The 19,485-nt window shown below is 63.6% G+C and carries 22 protein-coding genes and 1 tRNA gene; 14 read left to right on the forward strand and 9 right to left on the reverse strand.

What is annotated here, in order from left to right; genetic code table 11:
* Positions 1-27 precede the first annotated feature (27 nt).
* On the forward strand, positions 28-1,485 hold the full coding sequence (locus HV823_RS15705) for a Na+/H+ antiporter NhaC family protein (RefSeq protein WP_176950676.1): 1,458 nt from the start codon (positions 28-30) through the stop codon (positions 1,483-1,485).
* A gap of 70 nt (positions 1,486-1,555) precedes the next feature.
* Here the strand turns inward: HV823_RS15705 and HV823_RS15710 are convergent.
* Positions 1,556-1,645 (reverse strand) — tRNA-Ser (locus HV823_RS15710).
* A 238-nt stretch (positions 1,646-1,883) separates the two neighbouring features.
* On the opposite strand from HV823_RS15710, the gene HV823_RS15715 reads away from it, so the two are divergent.
* From HV823_RS15715 to HV823_RS15725, 3 genes are all read left to right on the forward strand, one after another.
* Positions 1,884-2,204: a hypothetical protein gene (locus HV823_RS15715; protein WP_210270816.1), complete on the forward strand. Its 321-nt coding sequence runs from the start codon at positions 1,884-1,886 to the stop codon at positions 2,202-2,204.
* Between the two features lie 93 nt (positions 2,205-2,297).
* Positions 2,298-2,948, forward strand: coding sequence for a peptide-methionine (S)-S-oxide reductase MsrA (gene msrA, locus HV823_RS15720; protein ID WP_176950677.1), 651 nt, complete (start codon positions 2,298-2,300; stop codon positions 2,946-2,948).
* A 213-nt stretch (positions 2,949-3,161) separates the two neighbouring features.
* A complete protein-coding gene (locus HV823_RS15725) occupies positions 3,162-4,154 on the forward strand; it encodes a BMP family lipoprotein (RefSeq protein WP_176950678.1) in 993 nt (330 codons plus the stop codon).
* A gap of 96 nt (positions 4,155-4,250) precedes the next feature.
* On the opposite strand, the gene HV823_RS15730 is transcribed toward HV823_RS15725, so the two are convergent.
* Complete coding sequence (locus tag HV823_RS15730) at positions 4,251-4,481, reverse strand: SlyX family protein (RefSeq protein WP_176950679.1); 231 nt, start codon at positions 4,479-4,481, stop codon at positions 4,251-4,253.
* A gap of 173 nt (positions 4,482-4,654) precedes the next feature.
* On the opposite strand from HV823_RS15730, the gene HV823_RS15735 reads away from it, so the two are divergent.
* From HV823_RS15735 to deoA, 7 genes are read left to right on the forward strand one after another with little or no spacing between them, the layout of a single operon-like run.
* Entirely contained in the window at positions 4,655-6,190 is a 1,536-nt protein-coding gene (locus tag HV823_RS15735; RefSeq protein ID WP_176950680.1) for an ABC transporter ATP-binding protein, read from the forward strand.
* The gene (locus HV823_RS15740; protein ID WP_176950681.1) at positions 6,187-7,320 is read left to right on the forward strand and encodes an ABC transporter permease; all 1,134 of its coding nucleotides are present in this window, start codon (positions 6,187-6,189) and stop codon (positions 7,318-7,320) included. Before HV823_RS15735 ends, HV823_RS15740 begins: the two co-directional genes overlap by 4 nt.
* A gap of 4 nt (positions 7,321-7,324) precedes the next feature.
* Positions 7,325-8,296, forward strand: a complete 972-nt coding sequence (locus tag HV823_RS15745; RefSeq protein ID WP_176950682.1) for an ABC transporter permease — start codon at positions 7,325-7,327, stop codon at positions 8,294-8,296.
* Positions 8,297-8,299: 3 nt separating this feature from the next.
* On the forward strand, positions 8,300-8,692 hold the full coding sequence (locus HV823_RS15750) for a cytidine deaminase (RefSeq protein WP_176950683.1): 393 nt from the start codon (positions 8,300-8,302) through the stop codon (positions 8,690-8,692).
* Complete coding sequence (locus tag HV823_RS15755) at positions 8,689-9,498, forward strand: purine-nucleoside phosphorylase (protein ID WP_176950684.1); 810 nt, start codon at positions 8,689-8,691, stop codon at positions 9,496-9,498. Before HV823_RS15750 ends, HV823_RS15755 begins: the two co-directional genes overlap by 4 nt.
* On the forward strand, positions 9,491-10,264 hold the full coding sequence (deoC, locus tag HV823_RS15760; protein WP_176950685.1) for a deoxyribose-phosphate aldolase: 774 nt from the start codon (positions 9,491-9,493) through the stop codon (positions 10,262-10,264). The genes HV823_RS15755 and deoC overlap by 8 nt, the downstream gene beginning before the upstream one ends.
* A 2-nt stretch (positions 10,265-10,266) precedes the next feature.
* The gene (gene deoA / locus HV823_RS15765; RefSeq protein ID WP_176950686.1) at positions 10,267-11,580 is read left to right on the forward strand and encodes a thymidine phosphorylase; all 1,314 of its coding nucleotides are present in this window, start codon (positions 10,267-10,269) and stop codon (positions 11,578-11,580) included.
* Here deoA and HV823_RS15770 read toward each other — a convergent pair.
* The 7 genes from HV823_RS15770 to HV823_RS15800 all read right to left on the reverse strand — a co-directional run bounded on the left by HV823_RS15770 (position 11,570) and on the right by HV823_RS15800 (position 17,209).
* Positions 11,570-12,100, reverse strand: a complete 531-nt coding sequence (locus HV823_RS15770; RefSeq protein ID WP_176950687.1) for a TIGR02281 family clan AA aspartic protease — start codon at positions 12,098-12,100, stop codon at positions 11,570-11,572. The two genes, deoA and HV823_RS15770, sit on opposite strands and share 11 nt — an antisense overlap.
* Before the next feature lie 170 nt (positions 12,101-12,270).
* Positions 12,271-12,900, reverse strand: a complete 630-nt coding sequence (gene upp / locus HV823_RS15775; RefSeq protein ID WP_176950810.1) for a uracil phosphoribosyltransferase — start codon at positions 12,898-12,900, stop codon at positions 12,271-12,273.
* 118 nt (positions 12,901-13,018) lie between these two features.
* A complete protein-coding gene (locus HV823_RS15780) occupies positions 13,019-13,987 on the reverse strand; it encodes an adenosine deaminase (RefSeq protein WP_176950688.1) in 969 nt (322 codons plus the stop codon).
* A complete protein-coding gene (locus HV823_RS15785; protein WP_176950689.1) occupies positions 13,984-15,213 on the reverse strand; it encodes a phosphopentomutase in 1,230 nt (409 codons plus the stop codon). The genes HV823_RS15780 and HV823_RS15785 overlap by 4 nt, the downstream gene beginning before the upstream one ends.
* A gap of 142 nt (positions 15,214-15,355) precedes the next feature.
* Positions 15,356-15,949 carry a TadE/TadG family type IV pilus assembly protein gene (locus tag HV823_RS15790; RefSeq protein WP_176950690.1) on the reverse strand — a complete coding sequence of 198 codons (594 nt, stop codon included), beginning with the start codon at positions 15,947-15,949 and terminating at the stop codon, positions 15,356-15,358.
* Positions 15,946-16,602 (reverse strand): TadE/TadG family type IV pilus assembly protein, encoded by a 657-nt coding sequence (locus HV823_RS15795; RefSeq protein ID WP_246301485.1) that lies wholly within the window; start codon positions 16,600-16,602, stop codon positions 15,946-15,948. Before HV823_RS15795 ends, HV823_RS15790 begins: the two co-directional genes overlap by 4 nt.
* Before the next feature lie 169 nt (positions 16,603-16,771).
* Positions 16,772-17,209: a pilus assembly protein N-terminal domain-containing protein gene (locus HV823_RS15800; RefSeq protein ID WP_246301486.1), complete on the reverse strand. Its 438-nt coding sequence runs from the start codon at positions 17,207-17,209 to the stop codon at positions 16,772-16,774.
* Between the two features lie 367 nt (positions 17,210-17,576).
* On the opposite strand from HV823_RS15800, the gene HV823_RS15805 reads away from it, so the two are divergent.
* From HV823_RS15805 to cpaB, 3 genes are all read left to right on the forward strand, one after another.
* Positions 17,577-17,765, forward strand: a complete 189-nt coding sequence (locus HV823_RS15805) for a Flp family type IVb pilin (protein ID WP_176950691.1) — start codon at positions 17,577-17,579, stop codon at positions 17,763-17,765.
* A gap of 164 nt (positions 17,766-17,929) precedes the next feature.
* Entirely contained in the window at positions 17,930-18,442 is a 513-nt protein-coding gene (locus HV823_RS15810; RefSeq protein WP_176950692.1) for an A24 family peptidase, read from the forward strand.
* Positions 18,443-18,673: 231 nt separating this feature from the next.
* The gene (gene cpaB, locus HV823_RS15815; RefSeq protein WP_176950693.1) at positions 18,674-19,483 is read left to right on the forward strand and encodes a Flp pilus assembly protein CpaB; all 810 of its coding nucleotides are present in this window, start codon (positions 18,674-18,676) and stop codon (positions 19,481-19,483) included.
* Positions 19,484-19,485: the final 2 nt, after the last annotated feature.

Below are 19,485 nucleotides of genomic sequence, written 5' to 3' on the forward strand. Positions count from 1 at the left end.
AACCCCTTTGACCTGAACGGGTGGATCATGGCTGACGATGGCGGGAACGTAGCTTCGGGCGCGGCAGGCCTGCGTCCACCGTCTTTGCTGGACGCGCTTACGCCCTGCGTCACGCTGATCGTGCTTTTGGCGTTGTCCTATCTGCTCTTCGGCGATACCGCGTCCTCGGGGCCCAACCAGATCGCGCTCGTCTTCTGTGGCCTCGTCGCCGCCGGCATCGCCTACAAGAACGGCATGGCCTGGTCGGGCATTCGCGAGGCCGTCGTGCAGGGGATCGCGACCGGCCTGCCGGCCATCATGATCCTGCTGTCGGTCGGCTCGCTGATCGGCACCTGGGCACTCAGCGGCACGATCATGTCCATGGTCTACTACGGCTTGAAGCTTCTCAGCCCGAACTATTTCTACGCCACCACGGCGCTCGTCTGCGCCGTGGTCGCCTTCGGCATCGGCAGTTCCTGGACCGTCGCGGGTACGATCGGCATCGGATTGATGGGCATTGCCACCCATATGGGCCTTTCCCCGGCGATCACCGCGGGCGCGATCATCTCCGGCGCCTATTTCGGCGACAAGGCGTCTCCCTTGTCCGACACGGTGAACCTGGCAGCGGCGACCGCAGGGTCGGACATCTATGCGCATATCCGCGAATCGCTCTGGACCTCGATACCGGCTCTCGTGCTGGCGCTCGTGCTGTTCGCCATGCTCGGCAGGCCAGGCGAATTCGATGCCACAGCCGTGCTGCAAGCGATCGAGGCGAAGATCAAGGTCTCGCTCTGGTCTTTCCCGCCGCTGGCGCTGGTGTTCGGGCTGTCCATCGCACGCATCTCGCCGGTCGTCGCGATCTTCTCCGGTGCACTGGCCGGCGCGCTGCTGGCTTGCATCCAGGATCCCGGGCGCGTGATCGCTTTCGCCAACATTCCCGACCTCCCGACAGGGCTGGCACTACTGAAGGGAACGTGGGCGGCGCTTGCCAACGGCTATACGATCACGACGGGCGACAAGGCGATCGACGTCATCCTGAGTCGCGGCGGCATGGCGAGCATGATGAACACCGTCTGGCTCATCATCACCGCTCTTGCCTTCGGTGCGGTGGTCGAGCATGCGGGTCTGCTTGGCCGTCTGATCGATCCGCTCGTCGCACGCACCACCACCAGATCCGGCCTCGTCTCGACCGTCGCCGGCACGGCGGTGATCTCCAACGTCATCACGTCCGACCAGTACATCTCGATCGCGCTGCCGGGCCGGATCTTCCGGGCAGCCTTCGCCGAGCGCGGCATGGCACCGGTAATGCTCTCACGCGTGATCGGCGACACGGCCACCGTCACCTCCCCGCTCATCCCCTGGAACAGCTGCGGCGCGTACATGGCAGCAGCCCTCGGCGTCGGCACGATATCCTACGCCGGCTTCTGCTTCTTCAACTTGCTCAACCCGGTGATGACGATCGTCTTCACCCTGCTCGGCTGGCGGGTCATCACCAAGCAGCGTTAGCAATTGGGCACCGTTTTGCTCGCAGGAGGCACGCGCCTGCTGAAGCCATCACGATGATCTTGGGGAAGGATGGCGGACAGAGAGGGATTCGAACCCTCGATAGAGTTTCCCCTATACACGCGTTCCAGGCGTGCGCCTTCAACCACTCGGCCACCTGTCCATCCGCTGACGGCCGGTGGTCAATCCGGCGCGGGCCGCAAAGCTGTTTCCAGTTGGCGGGACGGCGCGATATATACCGATGATGGCGCCGGGATCAACCGCTTTCTGACAGAAATTTGACGCGCACCTTCAGAAGCGAAAGTTCAGCCGATTGCAACGGGACACAGCGCCCCTTATCTATGTGCAGAAGCATGGAACCGGCCGGCCTCTCCCCCGCCTCTCCCGGAGTGACAACCACGATGATACGCTTCGTCTTCAGGATGCTCAGCCTCGGCATGCTGGTGCTCGCGATCATGGCCGCGACGCTGGATGCGATCCAGTCGGTGGCCGCGTCTGCGCCCATCCTGACGCCGCTCGCGGTCGCATGGAGTGCCGCCAGCCCCGAATCGATCGCGTTCGTCGCCGACACGCTGATGAACCGGGTGCACCCGGCGCTCTGGGACCCGGCGGCGCTGTGGGTGCTGTCGCAGCCGGCGGCAATCGTGCTGCTGGTCGTGGCGCTGCTCCTGTGGATGATCGGCTACAAGCGCCGACGGTTCGCCGGCCGCTTCACCGCCTGAACGAGAAACCGGCCCGAGGCGAGGCCACCGGCCCCGTGCCCGTTCGCACCGATGAAAATGCCCGGCCTTCCGGGTCTGAAAGGAGTATCTCGCGTGTTCCTGATCGACATGTTCAACAAGAAGACGACAATGCCGACGTCTGACGGCGCCCTGCCCGGCCGGCCGGATCCAATCCCGACGGCGGAGACGCACTTCGTCAATGGCCATCCGTTGAAGGAGCCTTATCCCGACAATACCCGCAGCATCCTGCTGGGTCTCGGCTGCTTCTGGGGCGCCGAGCGGCTCTACTGGCAGATCCCCGGCGTCTACGTCACGACGGTCGGATATTCCGGCGGCTTCACCCCGAACCCGACCTACCAGGAGACGACCACCGGGCTGACCGGCCATACGGAAGTCGTCCGTGTCGTCTACGACCCCAAGATCGTCTCCCTGGAGACGCTTCTGAAAGTCTTCTTCGAGCAGCACGATCCCACGCAGGGCATGCGGCAGGGCAACGACATCGGCACGACCTATCGGTCGGCGATCTACACCACCGACGACGACCAGCTGCATACCGCGATCAAGGTGCGCGACCAGTACCAGGCGGCGCTCGACGCGGCCGGGCATGGAAGCAGGATCACCACGGAAATCGCGCCGGCCGGCGCATTCTATTTCGCGGAGCCCTACCACCAGCAGTATCTCGCCAAGAATCCCGGCGGCTACTGCGGATTGCGCGGCACCGGCGTCTCCTGCGCCATCGGCTGACCGAACACGACGCCTCCGTCGACATGCGGATTGCGGGCCCCGACGGGCCCGCAACGATTTTTTACCAGTTGAAAAAATTGTCGTGAAATTTTGCTGCCGGCGTGCAAGGATCGCCGCGTCTGATCCTAGGGAACAGGGTTGGCACTCCGCAGACAGTCACTTTATGGGACGTGCGGGAGGACCCAAAAAAATCAATAGCAACAGGGCTGCACGATGAAAAAAACCTTGATCACTTTCCTTGCCACGGCGGCCATGTCGGCGACGGCGCTTGCGGCCGACATCAAGCCGGCGATCATCTACGATCTCGGCGGAAAATTCGACAAATCCTTCAACGAAGCAGCCTTCAACGGCGCCGAGAAATTCAAGGCCGAGACCGGCATCGAATATCGCGATTTCGAGATCGCCAACGACGCCCAGCGCGAACAGGCCTTGCGCCGCTTCGCCGGCGACGGCAACAACCCGATCGTGATGGCCGGCTTCGCCTGGTCCGCCACGCTGGAAAAGGTCGCGGCCGAATACCCGGACACCAAGTTCGCCATCATCGACATGGTCGTCGACAAGCCGAACGTTCGCTCCATCGTCTTCAAGGAAGAGGAAGGCTCCTGGCTCGCCGGCATCATGGCCGCCATGGCGTCGAAGTCCAAGACCGTCTCCTTCGTCGGCGGCATGGACATCCCGCTGATCCACAAGTTCGCTTGCGGCTATATCGGCGGCGCGAAGTCGACCGGCTCCGACGTCAACGTTCTGGAAGCCTATACCGGCACCACGCCTGACGCCTGGAACGACCCGGTCAAGGGTGGCGAGATCGCCAAGTCGCAGTTCGACCAGGGCTCGGACGTCGTCTACCATGCCGCAGGCGGCACGGGCGTGGGCATCCTGCAGGCAGCCGCGGATGCGGGCAAGCTCGGCATCGGCGTCGATTCCAACCAGAACATGCTGCATCCCGGCAAGGTGCTGACCTCGATGCTGAAGCGCGTCGACGTCGCCGTCTACGACGCCTTCAAATCGGCGAACGACGGCAGCTTCACCCCCGGCATCAACGTGCTCGGTCTGAAGGAAGAGGGCGTCGGCGTCGCGATCGACGACAACAACAAGTCCCTCATCACCCCGGAGATGCAGGCCGCCGTCGACAAGGCGAAGGCCGACATCATCGCCGGCACGGTCACCGTCCACGATTACATGTCGGACGAATCCTGCCCCTATTGACAGAAAACGGAATGAAAGCCCGCCGGTTCCCAGCGGACCGGCGGGCTTTCCGTGTCCCTCATGGCGGCACTGCGGGCGCGGCCGCCGGCGAGCGGCTCAGTAATGGGGCGGGCGCGTGATGGCAGGCGCTTCGAGCGAATTCTCCTCGACGACGAGGAAACGCTCCGCGAGTTGGTCCAGCTTGGCGCGCATCTGCTCAACGAGCTTCCATTGCTCGGCCAACTGGTCGGACAGTTCCTCGATCGTTCGGCCCTGGTGGGCGACATGCTCCTCGAGCGCGGCAATGCGGCCAACGCTGTCTTCGTCGAGGCTCACGGGACTGGTCATGGTTCGCTCGGCCCGCTTTAAGAGCCGCCTTCCGCTTCGTTGCCGCGGTCTAACCAATCACGGCGGCTGCGGCAATGGTGCTGGACATCAGCAACGGAAGCAACAAGACTGGCGCGAATAATCCGCGCCAGGCGGACGGACGGGTTCCACCTCCAAAAAGACAACGGATCGTCATGGACGAATTGGCAATCGAACTGAAGGGCATAGACAAGAGCTTCGGCCTCGTCCACGCCAACAAGGACATCAACCTGAAGGTGCGCAAGGGGACCATCCACGGCATCATCGGCGAGAACGGCGCCGGCAAATCGACGCTGATGTCCATCCTCTACGGCTTCTACCAGGCCGACCGCGGCGAGATCCTGGTCGACGGTCGCGCCATCGACATCCGCGACCCGAACACGGCGATCACGGCCGGCATCGGCATGGTCCACCAGCACTTCATGCTGGTGGAAAACTTCACCGTGCTGGAAAACGTCATGCTGGGCGCCGAGGAGAGCTGGATCCTGAACGCCGGCATTTCCAGGGCGCGGGCCGAGTTGAAGCGGCTCGAGAAAGAATACGCGCTCGACGTCAACCCGGACGCGGTGATCGAGGAGCTGCCGGTCGGATTGCAGCAGCGCGTGGAAATTCTGAAAGCCCTCTACCGCAGGGCCGATATCCTGATCCTCGACGAACCGACGGGCGTCCTGACGCCGGCCGAGGCGGACCATCTTTTCCGCATCCTCGAGCAGCTGAAGGCCCAGGGAAAAACGATCATCCTCATCACCCACAAGCTGCGCGAGATCATGGCGATCACCGACGAAGTGTCCGTCATGCGCCGCGGCGAGATGGTGGCGACGCGCGAGACCGCAAAGACCTCGGTGGAGGAACTGGCGGAGCTGATGGTCGGCCGCCGGGTACTGCTGCGCGTCGAAAAAGGCGAGGCGCACCCGGGCGAGGTCAAGCTTTCGGTGAAAAACCTGACCGTGCGAGACAGCCGCGGCGTGACCATGGTCGACGATGTCTCCTTCGACCTGCACGCCGGCGAGATCGTCGGAATTGCGGGCGTCGCCGGCAACGGCCAGTCGGAGCTGCTGGAGGCGATATCGGGCATCCGCCGTGCGGTTTCCGGCAAAGTGCATCTGGGTGGCGAGGCAATCGACGTCACCGGCCATGCCGACCCGGCCGAGCTGCGATGGCGCGGGCTCGCCCATGTCCCGGAAGACCGTCACCACGTCGGGCTGGTGCTGAAATTCGAGGAAAGCGAGAACGCCATCCTCGGCTATCATGACGACCCTAAATACCGCAAAGGCTTCGTGCTCGACATTGACGCCATCCGCGCCGACGCGGAAGCCAACATCCAGAAATACGACATTCGCCCGCCGAATGCGCGGCTGAAGACCGCGAACTTCTCCGGCGGCAACCAGCAGAAGATCGTGCTGGCGCGTGAGATGGAACGCGATCCGGACGTGCTCATCATCGGCCAGCCGACCCGCGGCGTCGACGTCGGCGCGATCGAATTCATCCACAAGCGCATCATCGAGATGCGCGACCAGGGCAAGGCCGTGCTGCTCGTCTCGGTCGAGCTCGACGAAATCAGGGCTTTGTCCGATCGTATCCTCGTCATGTTTGCCGGCCGCGTCGTCGGCGAACGCAAGCCCGATGCCTCCGAAGGCGATCTCGGCCTCTTGATGGCCGGCGTCGAAGGCCCCAAGGAGGCCGCCGAATGAGCACCCCTTACGCAAAACTGCCGGGCTGGGTCGAATACGGCCTCATCCCGCTCGTCAATCTCGTCGTCGCCTTCGCCGTCGCGGGCCTCGTCGTGCTGCTCGTCGGTGAAAGCCCGCTGGAAGCGGCCTACCATATGGTCAACGGCGCCTTCGGGCGCGGCGAATACATCGGCTTCACGCTTTACTACGCCACCACCTTCATCTTCACCGGGCTGGCAGTCGCCGTCGCCTTCCATGCCGGCCTGTTCAACATCGGCGGCGAGGGGCAGGCCTACGTCGCCGGCATCGGCGTCGCGCTCGCCTGCCTCTGGCTCGACCGGTTCATGCCGTGGTACGTGGTCTTTCCGGTGGCGATCCTCGGCGCCTCCCTGTTCGGTGCGGCGTGGGCGTTCCTGCCCGGCTGGTTCCAGGCCAAGCGCGGCAGCCACATCGTCATCACCACGATCATGTTCAACTTCATCGCCGCGAGCCTGATGAACTACATGCTCAACCGGGTGCTGAAGCCGCTCGGTTCGATGTCATTGGAAACGCGCACGTTCGAAGCCGGCGGCCAGTTGCCGAGGCTCGACTGGCTGATGTCGATCTTCGGACTGAGCGTCGGCACGGCGCCCTTCAACGTCACCTTCCTCCTGGCTCTGGCTGCAAGCTTCGGTGTCTGGGTGCTGATCTGGCGCACGAAGCTCGGCTACGAGATGCGCACCATGGGCCACAGCCCTTCGGCCGCACGCTACGCCGGCATCAAGGAGGCGCGGATCATCGTCATCACCATGATGATATCCGGCGCACTCGCCGGCATGATGGCGCTGAACCCGATCATGGGCGAAACCTACCGCATGCAGCTCGACTTCGTGCAAGGCGCCGGCTTCGTCGGCATCGCGGTAGCGCTGATGGGCCGCTCGCACCCGGCGGGGATCATTCCGGCGGCGATCCTGTTTGGCGTGCTCTACCAGGGCGGCGCGGAGATCGCCTTCGAGATGCCCTCGATCTCGCGCGACATGATCGTGATCATCCAGGGCCTGGTGATCCTGTTCGCGGGCGCGCTGGAGCACATGTTCCGCCCCGCCATCACCCGCGCCGTCCTCGCCTTCTCCGGGCGCGGACGCACGCAAGCGGCCGCCAAGGGAGCCTGAGCCGATGGACTATCTCCAGCTGTTCCTCGAGCTCGCCCAGTCGACGGTGCGGCTTTCGACGCCACTGATCCTGGCGGCGCTTGCAGGCCTTTTCACCGAACGCGCCGGCGTCTTCGACATCGGCCTCGAAGGCAAGATGCTTGGCGGCGCCTTTGCCGCCGGCTGCGTCGCCTTCGTCGCACAATCGGCGATGGCCGGCCTGCTGGCCGCCGTCGTCGTGTCGGTGCTGCTGTCGCTGGTGCACGGCTACGCCTCGATCACCCAACGCGGCAACCAGATCGTCTCGGGCGTCGCCATCAACTTCATCGTTGCCGGCTCCACCGTCATTCTCGGCGAAGCCTGGTTCCGGCAAGGCGGCCGCACGCCGGCGCTTTCCGAGGGCGCCCGCTTTCAGGTGATCGACCTGCCCTTTGCCGAGGAACTACGCGGCATACCGCTGCTCGGCCCGATCTATGCCGACCTCATCTCCGGCCACCAGGCACTAACCTATATCGCCTTCCTGATGGTGCCGGCGAGCTGGTGGATCCTCTATCGCACCCGCTTCGGCCTGAGGCTCCGGGCCGTCGGGGAGAACCCCGGCGCGGTCGACACGGCTGGCATCTCGGTGATCTGGATGCGCTACCGTGCCGTCATCTGCTGCGGCATCCTGTGCGGCATCGCCGGCGCCTATCTGTCGCTCGCCGCCAACGCCGGCTGGACGAAGGGCATGACCGCCGGCAAGGGCTACATCGCACTCGCTGCCCTGATCTTCGCCAAGTGGCGACCGGTGCCCGTCATGTTCGCCTGCCTGCTGTTCGGCTTCCTCGACGCGTTCGCGATCCGCTATCAGAGCACGCCGCTGCCGCTGATCGGCAAGGTGCCGGTACAACTGATGCAGGCGCTGCCCTATATCCTCACCGTCATTCTGCTGGCCGGCTTCATCGGCAAGGCCATTCCGCCCAAGGCCGGCGGCGTACCCTATGTAAAGGAGCGGTAATCCATGTCCCACGATCTGTTCGAAGCGGCGCGCACCGCGATGGGGTTTGCCTATGCGCCCTATTCGAAGTTTCCGGTGGGGGCTGCGATCCGCGCCGATGACGGTAAGGTGTATGCCGGCGCCAACATCGAAAACATCTCGTTCCCGCAGGGCTGGTGCGCCGAGCCGACGGCGATCGGCGCCATGATCATGGGCGGGGCGAAGAAGATCGTCGAAATCGCTGTCATCGCCGAAAAGCTGCCGCTCTGCCCGCCCTGCGGCGGCTGCCGGCAGAAGATCGCCGAATTCGCCTCTCCTTCGACGCGAATCTATCTCTGCGACGAGACCGGGGTAAAGGAGACCATGACGATCAACGAACTGCTGCCGCATAGCTTCAAAACGGAGGTCATCGGATGAGGGCGGCACTCGACCACCTCGTACCGCGCCTTGGCGGATTGGCTCCACGTTATGGCGTCGTCCTCGGCTCCGGCCTGGGCTTGCTGGTGGATGCCGTTGAAGGCGGTGTTCGCATTCCCTATTCGGAGCTGCCGAGCTTTCCCACAAGCTCCGTTTCCGGCCATGCCGGCGAGATGGTGATCGGCCATTTGCGCGGCGTTCCGGTCATCATGCTGTCGGGTCGGGTGCACTACTACGAAAAGGGCGATGCGAACGCGATGCGCGGGCCGATCGAGGTCTTGAAAGGTCTCGGCGTCAGCTCGCTGATCCTGACCAATTCCGCCGGCTCGCTGCGCGAAGACATGCCGCCCGGCTCGGTGATGCGCATTTCCGACCACATCAATTTTTCCGGCGCCCATCCGTTGATAGGAGTCGAAAGCGACGACCGCTTCGTCGGCATGACCAACGCCTATGACGCCGGGCTGGCGGCGCAGATGGAAGCGGCGGCGCAGAAGACGGGTACGCCGCTGCATCAGGGCGTTTACATGTGGTTTTCCGGCCCGAGCTTCGAGACGCCGGCGGAAATCCGCATGGCACGGGTGCTGGGCGCCGACGCTGTCGGCATGTCGACCGTGCCGGAAGTGCTGATTGCGCGTTTCCTCGGTCTCAAGGTGGCGGCCGCGTCCGTCATCACCAACTACGGCGCCGGCATGACCGGGGCCGAACTCAGCCACCATGAAACGAAGGACATGGCCCCGGTCGGCGGTGCACGGCTCGCCGCCATCCTCGCCGAAATGATCGCGGCCGGAGAGAATGCCGATGAATGAAGCCACGCCCCGCCTCGTCGCCGCCAAGGCGCTTTCGTTGCTCGACCTGACGGACCTTTCCGACGATTGCGACGCCGCCGCGATCGAGACATTGTGCCGGCAGGCCAACACCCCGTTCGGCCCGACGGCTGCGATCTGCATCTGGCCGCGTTTCGTGGCCCTGGCGCGAGAACTGCTCGGCGCCGGCAGCGCCATCCGGATTGCAACCGTTGTCAACTTCCCGTCCGGCGACCTTCCGGTCGATGCGGTCATTGCCGAGACGCGGCAGGCGATTGCCGACGGCGCAGACGAAATCGATCTCGTCATCCCCTACAAGGCGCTGATCGCCGGGAATGAGGACGCGGTGCGGCAGATGATCCGCGCCGTCAGGGAGGCCTGCCCGCCGCCGGTGACGCTGAAGACGATCCTTGAGACCGGCGAATTGAAGGACCGCGATCTGATCCGCAACGCCTCGCATCTCGCGATCTCGTCGGGCACCGACTTCATCAAGACCTCGACCGGCAAGGTGGCGGTCAACGCGACGCTGGAAGCCGCAGACATCATGCTCAACGCAATCCGCGAGAGCGGCCGCAACGTCGGCTTCAAGCCTGCCGGCGGCGTGCGGACCGTCGGCGAGGCAGCACTCTATCTCAACCTCGCCGCCACGATCCACGGTCCCGACTGGGCGATGCCGTCCACCTTCCGTTTCGGCGCCTCCGGACTTCTGGGCGACATCGTCGCCGTGCTCGAGGGACGAGAATCCGGCACGCAGAGCGCAGCCTACTGACGATGCTGCCGCAGGAGATCATACGGCGCAAACGCGACGGCGAGGTGCTCCAGGCGCAGGAGATCTCCGGCTTCATCCAGGCGCTGACGGATGGCGCGGCGAGCGAGAGCCAGATCGCTGCCTTTGCGATGGCCATCTGGTTCCGCGGCATGGATGCGCGGGAAACGGTCGCATTGACCGAAGCGATGCGCGATTCCGGCGACGTGCTCGATTGGCGCGAGATCGACCGGCCGGTGGCGGACAAGCATTCGACCGGCGGGGTCGGCGACAACGTCTCGCTGATGCTTGCACCGATTGCGGCCGCGTGCGGGCTGGCGGTGCCGATGATCTCCGGCCGCGGGCTCGGCCATACCGGCGGCACACTCGACAAGCTGGAATCGATCCCCGGCTATGGGATCGACCCGGCGCCCGAACTCTTTCGTCAGGCGGTGAAAGAAGCGGGTTGCGCGATCGTCGGCCAGAGCGCGGCGCTGGCGCCGGCCGACCGGCGGCTCTACGCGATACGCGACGTCACCGCGACGGTGGATTCCGTACCGCTGATCACCGCCTCGATCCTGTCGAAGAAGCTGGCAGCCGGCCTGCAGTCGCTCGTCCTCGACGTCAAGCTCGGTAACGGAGCCTTCATGACCAGCCGCGCGGATGCGGAACGGCTGGCGCAAGCGCTCGTGGAGGTCGCAAACGGTGCCGGCCTACCGACGACGGCGCTGATCACCGACATGAACCAGCCGCTTGCCGATGCAGTCGGCAACGTGGTCGAGGTCGAAAACTGCATCGACGTCCTGAAGGGGGCGAAGAAAGGCACACGGCTCGAACGCGTCGTGCTTTCGCTGGCCGCCGAGATGCTGGTCAGCGCAGGCGTCGAAGCAGATGCGGCGGCCGCACATGGGCGCGCTCAGCGGGCGCTTGCGGACGGAAGTGCGGCCGAGGCTTTCTCGAGGATGGTGTTCCTGCTCGGCGGGCCGGCACGGCTGCTGGATGAGCCGTCACGCTGGCTTGCGAGGGCGCCGGTCATCGTGCCGGTCACGGCCGACACAGCGGGCTACGTCGCATCCTGCGATACGCGCGGCATCGGCCTGGCGGTGATCGAACTCGGCGGCGGCCGGACCAGGCCGGATCAGGTGGTCGACCACCGCGTCGGCTTCGACCAGTTGCTTCCGCTCGGTTCGCGCGCGGAGAAGGGCGACGAGCTCGGGCGCGTGCACGCGCGCTCGCAAGAAGAGGCCGAGGCCTTCGCTGGACGCCTGCGCGCCCTCTACACGATCGAGGATGCCGCACCCCTGCCCGACTATCCGATCGTCAGCCGGATCAGCGGATAAGCCGCATGCTGCTGCCGTCCACCTGATAGGATGCGAGCCCCTTCAGGAAGGTCATCCCGACGAGCATGCCGTCCAGCGACTTGTCGTCCAGCACCATCGCGCCGACGTTCGACACGGTGATGGAGCCGATGGCGACGCTGTCCAGGCGCACATAGGCGGCCCGCGCCCGGCCGTTGGCCGTATCCACGGCATATCGGAACTCGAGCTTGTTGCGGGAAAAGCCGAGCCGCTCGGCCGTCGACAGATTGATCGCAACCATGCTGGCGCCTGTATCCACCATGCCTTCGACCTTGCGGCCGTTGATGGTGAAGAGGCCTGAGAAATGCCCCCTGTCGTCGGCTTCGAGCGTCACGCCGCGGTTGCCGGTGTAGCGAGCGGTCGAGACCGATTGCGCCTGTGCCGCAGCTGTTTGGGCCTTGTCCGGCGCCTCGCCGGGAGCGAGGAAGGTGCCGGCCAATCCGGGCACATAGACAGCTGCGACCGCAACGGCCGCGACCACGAACAGACTGCGAGCGAACATGGCATCTCCTGCGGGAATCATCCCCGACCCGTGCGAGCTCCGAACTCGAAGATCGCCGGGCGGATGCCCGCATTAGACCATGCACGGGTTGACGGACCAGAAAGAACCGGTGGAGACGTCCCATTTTGCCACAACGAATGAAAGACGTGGCTAACGGATAATTAAGACGCTTACTTGGTGCCGTACATGCGGTCACCGGCGTCGCCGAGGCCCGGCATGATGTAGCCCTTTTCGTTCAGGTGGCTGTCGATGGAGGCGGTATAGACAGGGACATCCGGATGGGCGGCGCGGAAATTGCGGATGCCCTCGGGTGCCGCCAGCAGGCACAGGAAGCGGATGTTGGTGGCGCCGCGCTCTTTCAGCTTCTCGATTGCGGCGATCGCAGAATTTCCCGTCGCCAGCATGGGGTCGACGACGATGATGAGGCGCTCATTCAGAAGGTCCGGCGCCTTGAAGAAGTACTCGACGGCCTCGAGCGTCTCATGGTCGCGGTAGACGCCGATATGCGAGACGCGGGCGGAGGGGACCAGTTCGAGCATGCCCTCCAGAAGGCCGTTGCCGGCGCGCAGGATCGAGGCGAAAACCAGCTTCTTGCCTTCGAGGACCGGCGCATCGATCGTCTGCAGTGGAGTTTCGATGCGCTCGGTGGTCAGTTCGAGATCACGCGTGACCTCGTAGCAGAGCAGCGTCGAGATCTCGCGCAGCAGCCGGCGGAAGCTGCCGGTGGATGTTTCCTTCTTGCGCATGATGGTCAGCTTGTGCTGAACGAGCGGGTGATCGATGACTGTGACGCCGTCCATGGCCAAACCTTCCGTCATGTTGGTTGATCCCTTCTTTTTTCACATTCGCTCCATGTCCTGCAAGAGACTGCAGGCGGTGGCATTGCGTCATCCCCGGTTGCGGGCCGGGCGAGCGTGATCAGAGCCGCGCGAGCAGCCCCACCCTCGTCTCCTCGTCGACGAAGGCAGCCGCGATCGCCGTCCTCGTCATCGCATCCAGTTCCTCGTCGGAAAAGCCCATGATGCGCGAGGCGATATCGTATTCGCGCTCAAGCGAGGTCTTGAAGAAGGGCGGATCATCGGAATTCAACGTGACCTTCACGCCGGCCGCCTGCAGGCGGCGGAGCGGATGGGCGGCGAGGTCGGGAAAGACGCCGAGCGCCACGTTGGAGCCGGGGCAGACTTCCAGCACCACGCCTTCTTCGGCCAGCCGCGCCACGAGACCGGGATCCTCGACGGCGCGCACCCCGTGACCGATGCGGGTCGGGCGGACGACGTCGAGCGCATCGCGCACGCTCGACGCACCGCTCAATTCGCCGGCGTGAATGGTGATCCCCAGCCCGGCGTCGCGGGCGATATCGAAGGCGCGGGCAAAATCGGCAACAGCACCCATGCGCTCATCCCCCGCCATGTTGAAGCCGGCAATGAGCGGATTTCGGGCCGTCGCAGCGTAGTGCGCCGCCCATTCGACCCGTTCCGGGCCGCGATGCCGCAATCCGACGACGACCATGCGGCATTCGATGCCACTGCGCATCCGTGCCGCTTCGATCCCCCGGCCGATGCCGGCAACATAGGCGTCTGCGCCAAGGCCGACAGCCTCCGCATGATCGGGCGAGACAAAGAGTTCGCTGTAGACCGCGCCTGCAGCCGCCAGTTCGTCGAGATAGGCTTCGGTCAAAAGCGCGTAGTCGTCCTCGCTGCGAAACAGACCGGACACGGCGTCGTAGGCTGCGAGGAAGCTGGTGAAGTCGTGCCAGACATAGGCGCCGCCCTGCACAAACGCGTCCGTGGCGACGCCGTATCTGCGCGCCTGCGCCAGTGCCAGCGCCGGCGGAACGGCGCCTTCGAGATGGCAGTGAAGTTCCGCCTTTTTCAGCATCCGCGTCACAGGAAGCTGCGCCCATGAGGTCCCGGCGCGATGCCGAGATGCTTTGCGATCGTTTCGCCGATGTCTGCGAAGGTCGGGCGGATGTCGAGCAGGCGGGAGCGGATGCCCGGCCCGAAGCTCATGATGGGTACGCGCTCGCGGGTATGATCGGTGCCGCGCCAGGTCGGGTCGCAACCGTGGTCGGCGGTGAGGATCACCAGGTCGCCCGCGTGAAGCTTGCGGTCCACCTCCGGCAGGCGCCGGTCGAAGGCCTCAAGTGCCGCCGCATAGCCGGCAACGTCACGGCGATGGCCGTAGAGCATGTCGAAATCGACGAAATTGGTGAAGACTAGATCGCCGGCCTCCGCCTCGTCCATGGCCTTGAGCGTCGCATCGAACAGCGCCATGTTGCCATTGGCCTTGGTCAGTCGGCCGATGCCCCTGTGGGCGAAGATGTCGCCGATCTTGCCCACCGCATGCACCGTGCGCCCTGCCTCGCTGAGGCGGTCGAGCAGGGTCGGCTCCGGCGGAGGAACGGAATAGTCGCGCCTGTTGCCGGTCCGCTCGAACGTTGCCGGCGTCTCGCCGACAAAGGGGCGGGCAATGACACGGCCCACCTTTCCGCCGGGCCACTCGTCAAGGATGATGCGGACGGTCTGGCAGAAGGCGAGCAGCCGGTCGAGGCCGAAATGGCGTTCGTGGGCGGCGATCTGGAAGACGGAATCGGAGGAGGTGTAACAGATCGGTTTGCCGGTGCGGATATGCTCTTCGCCGAGGCGGGCGATGATGTCGGTGCCGGAAGCGTGGCAGTTGCCGAGGATGCCGGGCACCTTTCCGAGCTCGCAGATGGTTGAAACGAGATCGGCGGAAAAGGCTTCGCCTTCGGCAGGGAAGTACCCCCAATCGAACATCACAGGCGTACCGGCAATCTCCCAGTGGCCCGACGGCGTGTCCTTGCCGCGCGAGACTTCGCTCGCCGCGCCATGCTGGCCGAAGACGCGGGCAGGCACTTCCATTCCGTCCGGAAAGCGTCCGGACGCAGCTTTGGCCGCATGCAGCAGACCGAGTGCGGACATGTTTGGCAGCTTCAGCGGCCCGTGACGCAGTCCGGCGCGGTCGGCGGCGCCGGCAGCGCAGAATTCGGCGATGTGGCCAAGCGTATCGGCGCCGTCGTCGCCGAAGTCTGCCGCATCCGGTCCGCCGCCGATACCGAAGGAATCCAGCACGAATAGAAAGGCTCTCGCCATCTGTCACCTATCGACATCGGGTTTGGCTGCGGGCGCAATGCCTCCGGACGCACTCCGGAACGTTATATGCGCTGCGGCTCAATTACGCTTATCTAGGGTCGGAATGGCATGGAAGAGGTGGCCGGCTCAAGAAAAATCGGCGTCAGCCACAGGTGGTGCACGTGATGGTGCTGCCCAGTCGCGCACGGCTGTAGCTCGTCCGATGGAGATTGATCGACTTGATCGTCTCGGCGGTCGCACCGGGAATGGCCACCAGCACCTTGTAGGGCATCGTCAGTTCGGTCCTGACGATGAAGGATTCGACCTTCGTCATTTCCGAGGGCAGCTGCACGGTGGTGCCCTTCACGTAAGGCACGCCCTTGGCCTCGTTGCGCGACCAGGCAATCGTGGCGTTCCCGTTGTCGTCGATCTGGATGCCGGTGATTTTCAAGGTGTAGTTGTTGGCGGTGTACGGTGCCAGAAGGTTCGACGCTATCGACGGCATCTCGTCGAGATATGTGGGCGAAACTTCCTTAACCTGGGCGACGACGTCGGCAATCGTGGCGGCGGAACGCCCGACCTTGGAGGTGAAGGACCAGGCGACGGAGATTTCGTAGGCTCCAATGTAACCGACGAGCAACAGCGGCATCACGATGGCAAACTCGACAGCACCCGCTCCATCGCGCGCGCGTATCAGTCTGCAAAAAGCAGCCTTCAGGCTTCGACCTGAACTCGATGTTCTCGTGCTCTTCGTCATTGATACGCCTCGTTCTGAATGACAGCCGTTGCGACGAGGAGATAGTCGCTCAACGAACCGTCGGGCGCCTGCAGGTTCGCCAGGTAAGGCCGCATGAAATCGAGGATAACCGGCCAGCGATAGTAGGCGCGGACGATGTTGATCGCGGATTTTCCGCCCGGCGAAAATTTCAACTTGGTCGTGTCGAGCGGGCCCGTCTCTGGATCTCCGGTTCGAGGAACCGTGTTGGCCGGCAAATCCGCGAAGCTCGGAGCGCTGCGCACGTCGAGAAATAGCCGGGAAGGAATGTCGATTTCCTGCAGCGAACAGGTCATCATGATAGTGAGTTCCTCGCAGAATTTGGCGCGGAATGCCGTTTCATCCTTCACGTCGGTCGGCTGGCCGGTATTGAAGGTAATTTCGCCCATTCTGATCTTGCGGGCGATCTTGTCGTTGGCGTTGACCAGCACTTGCTCGGCGGCAAAGGAAGCAACCGTTTCCATGGTTGCAAAGACGACCACAAAGAACATCGGGGCAAGGATTGCGAATTGCAGAGCGGATCCGCCCGAGCGTTCCCGCAGCAGACCTTTCAGCTTGCTCCTTGCTCTTTCCCCAAATCCGCCCGACGCCGTCAGCATGGTCGCCATCCCACCCAAACTCGCGTCGTCATCCATGGACAATCGACGCACAGACCCGTGCGCAGTCCCGTCAGGCGGCCGCAACGGCTGCGCAGGGACGCATGTCAACCAGCCTAGAAGATAGAACGTTTATTTTTCGTGAGCGGGAACGGGAGTGTTTTAGAGAATTCTCACTTTTACGCAGGGCGTGACGGTGAAAGAAGCGTCAGGGACCGCTGCCGGCCGCATTCTTACCGCGATCGGCGTGCTGCTCGCAGATCGGCGTGCAGGAGAGTACGGAACGCTCGGTCTGGCGGAAAACGCGAACCGTGTTGCCCTCGTCGATGGAGACGAGGATGCGCTCGTCCACGATCGCGTTGCCGTCCGCATCGAGCAGGACGAGATTGGTCGTTCCGAAATTGCGGCCGGTCAGCACGATGGTCTTGGCGTCCGCGACCGTCGCATCGGCGACTTCGGCATTTCCGACGATGACCTTGCTGACCGGACGGTCGAGCTTCAGTACGCGCGCGTGATCCATATAGACCCGCATCATCTCACCGTCCTCGGCGCGGGCGACGCCCACGGCCAGACAAGAGGGAAGCAGGAGAGCGCCAATGGCGAGGCGGATGCCCCCGGAAGTCGCAAGTGTGCCAGCGGTTCTCATCTGCAATGTCCCGAACTGAGGTCGCCTAGAAGATGGACTCGAATGGTGAATGAAGACTTAAGGGCCCGAAGCTTTCTTCCTGTCGCACCGAAAGCTGCGCGACCGACCCTTCGGCAAAGATGATCGTAACAGGAACAATGTGGACGCTCTCAGTATAGGCGCAATATAGGAGTGCGTGATAGCGCGCATTTTAGCGGCGATGTTGCTCCTTTGTTTACCACGATATTCGGGAAGCCGCGTTAACGCGATGGTAACCCACTTCCTTAAGCAGCCAGCAATCCGGCCCGTGTAGGTTGCAGTCATCCGAACAACGGCAAACAGTTGTCGGACGTGCTGAACCAAAACCCTGGAGTTAGGAGAAATTCCCATGACCAAGATCTTCGCTCGCTTCCTGAAGGACGAATCCGGCGCGACCGCCATCGAATATGGCCTGATCGCTGCCCTGATCTCCGTCGCCCTGATCGGCGGCGCCAGCGCCCTCGGCGGCTCCCTCGACACGACGTTTGGCAATTTGTCGGATGCGCTCGACGAAAACAACACCCCGGCCACGCCCTGATCGGCACAGGCGCCATGCGGGCAGCCGCATCGGCATGAGAATGGTGAGGACCGCGCCCAAGGGGCCGGTCCTCTCTTCATTTCCGCAGCGGTCCATCGCGATCTAAAGCTGGTCGCGATTTCTTAATTTTCGTGGGGCAATACTGGGCAGGTGAGGAAGAGCTTATGACCGAAGCAGCCATCTTTGTCGTATTTCCGATTTGCCTGGCGATTGCAGCGTTATCCGACCTGCTCACCATGACGATCCCCAATCGCGTCTCTGCGATTCTTCTCGCGTCCTTCATTCTTGTTGCACCGCTGGCGGGACTGACGCTCACAGAGATCGGTCTCCACCTTCTTGCCGGCCTTCTGGTCTTCGGCGTCTGTTTCATGCTCTTCGCCGCAAACGTCATGGGCGGCGGTGACGCGAAGCTTTTGACTGCGAGTTCCGTCTGGTTCGGAATGAGTGCCTCGCTGGTGTCCTACCTGCTCTACGTGTCGGTTTTCGGCGGTCTTCTCACGCTTGTGCTACTCTCGATGCGCGCCCGTTCCAACACGATCCTGGCATCCGGCCTGCCGGTTCCCGATCACCTGCTGACGGAAAAGAAGGTGCCCTATGGCATCGCGATCGGCATTGCAGCCTTTGTCGCCTATCCGGCATCGCCCCTGATGCAGGCTGCCCTCGCCACCTTCCACTGACGCCGCCGGCCGCGACGGCTTGCTTAAAGCGTGATTTTCGAACGCCGGGACTGAGAATTCTCGTCCGACTTTAGCCATTGCAATTAAAGATTGAAGGCAAATCCCGGCAACGTATCATAGTGTGCGCCGCGCAACGCCTCGTTAACCACGTCCTTAAGCAAGTCATTAACCATAATTATACCATTTGGTGCGCAATGTGACGATGCAATCTTGCACGTCCAGGGGCGAACCATGAAACCGGCGCGAATCATTATTCTGGCAGTGGCCGTCTTGTCGGCCGGTGTTGCAGGCTATCTCGCGCTGCAGCTCGCCCGCGGCAACAAGATCTCCGTCGCAAGCCAGCCGGTGGTCGAACGCGAACCGAGCATCAACGTGCTCGTCGCCAAGCAAAGCCTTCCGATCGGCGCGCGGCTCAGCGCCGATTCGGTCGGCTGGAGCGAGTGGCCCAAGGGCAACGTCGTCGAGGGCTTCATTACCGAGCAGGGCCGGCCCGATGCGCTGGAAAAGCTAGCAGGTGCCGTCGTGCGCATGCCGATCTTCAACGGAGAGCCGATCCGGCAGGAAAAGATCGCCGATTCCAGCAGCAAGATCATGTCTTCGCTGCTTCCCGCCGGGAAGCGGGCGGTATCGACGGAGATCTCGGTTGCCACCGGTGCCGGCGGCTTCATCCTGCCGAACGACCGCGTCGACGTCATCATGGTCCGTGAAGGCGACGACGACGCCAAGATCACGGAAACCATCCTCAACAATGTCCGCGTGCTGGCGATCGATCAGCAGATCCAGGAGAAGGACGACGGCTCGAAGACCGTCGTCGGCACCACCGCCACGCTCGAACTGACCCCCGACCAGGCAAAGGTGATCACGGTAGCCCAGCAGATGGCCGAACGGCTGCAGTTGGCGCTTCGCAGCGTGGCCGATGCCCAGGAGGAAGATACCCAGGCGGCGGAACATCTGCTGAGCGGCGGCGACGGCGCTCCGACCATCCAGGTCATCAAATCCGGCGAGATCGTCAGGGCCAACTCGCCCGCGGCCAACCAGTGAAG

The organism is Mycoplana rhizolycopersici (genome assembly GCF_013378445.1).
Lineage (GTDB): Bacteria > Pseudomonadota > Alphaproteobacteria > Rhizobiales > Rhizobiaceae > Mycoplana > Mycoplana rhizolycopersici.

Coding starts and splice junctions, on each gene's coding strand:
- HV823_RS15705 (WP_176950676.1), top strand. CDS start 28: ATGGCTGACGATGGCGGGAACGTAGCTTCGGGCGCGGCAGGCCTGCGT.
- HV823_RS15715 (WP_210270816.1), top strand. CDS start 1,884: ATGATACGCTTCGTCTTCAGGATGCTCAGCCTCGGCATGCTGGTGCTC.
- HV823_RS15725 (WP_176950678.1), top strand. CDS start 3,162: ATGAAAAAAACCTTGATCACTTTCCTTGCCACGGCGGCCATGTCGGCG.
- HV823_RS15730 (WP_176950679.1), bottom strand. CDS start 4,481: ATGACCAGTCCCGTGAGCCTCGACGAAGACAGCGTTGGCCGCATTGCC.
- HV823_RS15735 (WP_176950680.1), top strand. CDS start 4,655: ATGGACGAATTGGCAATCGAACTGAAGGGCATAGACAAGAGCTTCGGC.
- HV823_RS15740 (WP_176950681.1), top strand. CDS start 6,187: ATGAGCACCCCTTACGCAAAACTGCCGGGCTGGGTCGAATACGGCCTC.
- HV823_RS15745 (WP_176950682.1), top strand. CDS start 7,325: ATGGACTATCTCCAGCTGTTCCTCGAGCTCGCCCAGTCGACGGTGCGG.
- HV823_RS15750 (WP_176950683.1), top strand. CDS start 8,300: ATGTCCCACGATCTGTTCGAAGCGGCGCGCACCGCGATGGGGTTTGCC.
- HV823_RS15755 (WP_176950684.1), top strand. CDS start 8,689: ATGAGGGCGGCACTCGACCACCTCGTACCGCGCCTTGGCGGATTGGCT.
- deoC (WP_176950685.1), top strand. CDS start 9,491: ATGAATGAAGCCACGCCCCGCCTCGTCGCCGCCAAGGCGCTTTCGTTG.
- deoA (WP_176950686.1), top strand. CDS start 10,267: ATGCTGCCGCAGGAGATCATACGGCGCAAACGCGACGGCGAGGTGCTC.
- HV823_RS15770 (WP_176950687.1), bottom strand. CDS start 12,100: ATGTTCGCTCGCAGTCTGTTCGTGGTCGCGGCCGTTGCGGTCGCAGCT.
- upp (WP_176950810.1), bottom strand. CDS start 12,900: ATGGACGGCGTCACAGTCATCGATCACCCGCTCGTTCAGCACAAGCTG.
- HV823_RS15785 (WP_176950689.1), bottom strand. CDS start 15,213: ATGGCGAGAGCCTTTCTATTCGTGCTGGATTCCTTCGGTATCGGCGGC.
- HV823_RS15790 (WP_176950690.1), bottom strand. CDS start 15,949: ATGACGAAGAGCACGAGAACATCGAGTTCAGGTCGAAGCCTGAAGGCT.
- HV823_RS15795 (WP_246301485.1), bottom strand. CDS start 16,602: ATGGATGACGACGCGAGTTTGGGTGGGATGGCGACCATGCTGACGGCG.
- HV823_RS15800 (WP_246301486.1), bottom strand. CDS start 17,209: ATGAGAACCGCTGGCACACTTGCGACTTCCGGGGGCATCCGCCTCGCC.
- HV823_RS15805 (WP_176950691.1), top strand. CDS start 17,577: ATGACCAAGATCTTCGCTCGCTTCCTGAAGGACGAATCCGGCGCGACC.
- HV823_RS15810 (WP_176950692.1), top strand. CDS start 17,930: ATGACCGAAGCAGCCATCTTTGTCGTATTTCCGATTTGCCTGGCGATT.
- cpaB (WP_176950693.1), top strand. CDS start 18,674: ATGAAACCGGCGCGAATCATTATTCTGGCAGTGGCCGTCTTGTCGGCC.